At 58.9% G+C, this 2,435-nt stretch carries 2 protein-coding genes; both read right to left on the bottom strand.

Annotated elements, in window-relative coordinates; all coding sequences use genetic code 11:
• Nucleotides 1–176 precede the first annotated feature (176 nt).
• Nucleotides 177–1,004: a MipA/OmpV family protein gene (locus B3187_RS14730; protein ID WP_286807228.1), complete on the bottom strand. Its 828-nt coding sequence runs from the start codon at nt 1,002–1,004 to the stop codon at nt 177–179.
• A gap of 450 nt (nt 1,005–1,454) precedes the next feature.
• Nucleotides 1,455–2,435, bottom strand: a 981-nt coding sequence (locus B3187_RS14725) for a TonB-dependent siderophore receptor (RefSeq protein ID WP_286807227.1), incomplete at its 5' end; no start/stop codon positions are given.

Raw genomic sequence — 2,435 nt, 5'->3', positions numbered from 1 at the left:
GTGTACCGAATTATCTATGAAGTGGTGGATGAGCTTCTTGTCGTAACGGTTGTGAAGGTTGGCCATCGAAAGCACATCTACAAGCGCGGTTGACGCCGCCATCAATTGCCATTCCTTCCGTCGCGCAATTGATGGCGGGTACACGCTGAGCGTTGCCAGGTTGGCAGCGCCGTCAGTTAGAACACGTAAATAAACCCAACCCCCACTTCGGCTTCATAGTCACTACGCGCGATCGGACTATCTTGAATATCACTACTGAAATGCTCATAGAGCACTTCGCCGAAGATCTGCCAGTTCTCACGGATGTAGTTGCGGTAGCTGTAATTCAGCCCAATTGAGCGAAAGCCGCCACTCAGTTCCGTCTCGGCCAGTCCCGAGGCGGCGGACTGCGCGGGGGTTATGCCGAACTCGGTATTGGCGAGGTCGCTGTCGTGGTACACCGCTACAATCGCCAGTTCAGAGCCGGTGCCGTCCATCTGGTCGCCGAAGCGGCGGCCCACGCCGAAGATGCCCAGGGTTCCGTTGTCGCTGGTCACCAATCGGCCATCGAGCCAGTAACGCCAGTCGGCATCGAACGCCCGGCGCGCTTGCAACGCAAATTCCATTGACTCATCGGTAGCGCCGAGGCCATCCAGCCGGCCGTCATCGGAGTCGCTTTCCTCTCGACCTTCTTCGAAGCCCACAACGGCCTCAAATAGCCAGGTGTCTGAGCGAAGACCACGCCATCCAAGTGCCTCTCCGGCCCAGAAGAAAATATCGTCGTCGTTGCGCCATTGCACCGCGCCTGCGGGGTCGACTTCGACGCCGAATTCATCGGACCCTTCGTAGGCCGTTTCGTATTCAACAGCCAGGCCAAGGCCGAAGGCGAAGCCATCTTCACCCTGGGTGAAGTCGTCAATCGAGGGCAGGGGCACCAGGGCGGTGTTTCCGTCCTGCGCCAGTGCGGGTTGCAGAAAAAGGGCCTGTAGGAGCGCGGCCGATAGTAAAGCTGTAGACGTTTTCATGTAAGTGTCCCCCCGTATGTAATGGCATAGCACGATTGCTCAGACGACACGACTTTTACGTACGATTTTTGGGAAAAGATTACCTGCCATTACTTCTTTCAGTGTATACCAGGGTAGGGCCGTCGGCTGGGAATCGAGCGCAGAGGGGAGGTCGGGCCAGGGAGGTGTCGGGCGGGTGCAAGATCAGTGTCTGGCCTGATAACTGGCCCGACTTATACGCTACAGTTATCTGTATGCGGTTCCGGAACGTAAACAGAGCCAGCAAGTCATTCAATCGGAGTCTGATGTGAACCAACCTGTATCCAAGCCGGAATCACCGCACCGCCTTCCCTGTCGTGGCTGTCTGCCGACCTGCAAGAACTTTGATCGCTGTGAGGGCAAGCCCTGGCGGGTGTTTGTGCCGCCGGCTCCCAAGAAGTAGCGCCGCATCCCTGCGGCGTGAAGGGGGAATCAGAACTGATAGCGGACCCGGCCAACCACTGAGCGGGCTTCGCCGGGGAAGCAGTCGCCCCGAGCCAGGCAAGTGGCTTGGAACTCTTTATCGGCGACATTGCGGGCGTTCAGGGTCAGGTCCCAGGGGCCGGTCTGGTAGCCGATCATCAGGTCGCCCAGGGTGTAAGAGGGCGTGCGGAGCTGATCGATGCCGTCCCAGCTCTCGCCCACGTAGCGAATGCCCGCACCGGCTTTGAAGCCTTCGAAACCGCCGGGGCGCCAGGTCAGCCAGGTGGACGCCTGCCGCTCCGGTACGCTGGCCAGTCGATAGCCTTCGGCGCTCTCGGTATCCAACTGGCTGGCGTTGAGCTCAAGGCTCAAGTCACCCATGAACACAATACCTTCCAGTTCCACACCGGTGATTGAAGCCTCGCCCCGTTTTTGCTGATACTCGCCCACCAGGGAGCTGGGGTCGTTCAGGTTGGACTGGGTGATGTCAAAGTAGGCCAGGGTGACCATGGCGGGGAAGTCACTGGGCTGATATTTGAAGCCGGCTTCCCACTGCTCGCCTTCCTGCGGTTCGAGCGGTTCGCCGCGACCGTTGGTTCCGATCACCGGATCGAAGGACTCGGCGAAGCTCACGTAGGGCGACAGGCCATTATCAAACTGATACAGGGCGCCGACACTGGTGCTGACCGCATCGTCACTCTGGGAGCTGGTGCCGCTGTTGGTTTCGGTATCGTCGAAACGTACCCCGGCGGTGATGCGCCAGTTGCCCACGCTGATCTGGTCATTGATATACAGGCCCAGGTCTTCGGTGGTGCTGTCCGGTGAAGCGGCGTAGGTAAACTCGCTGGCGGGGGGAATATTGCCGTATTGAGGATCAAACACGTTGATCCAGGTGCTGTCATCCAGCACGGCTCCGGTTGCCACATCGTAACCACGGGCATAGTCATAAAAGCCGCTTTCACCCAGAGTCACATCCTGATATTGGGTGCC

Origin of the sequence: Marinimicrobium sp. UBA4209 (assembly GCF_002381585.1) — a bacterium.
In the GTDB taxonomy this organism is placed as follows: domain Bacteria; phylum Pseudomonadota; class Gammaproteobacteria; order Pseudomonadales; family Cellvibrionaceae; genus Marinimicrobium; species Marinimicrobium koreense.
The sequence above is the reverse complement of the archived record's forward strand: the minus strand, read 5'-3'. Positions and strand labels throughout refer to the sequence as shown.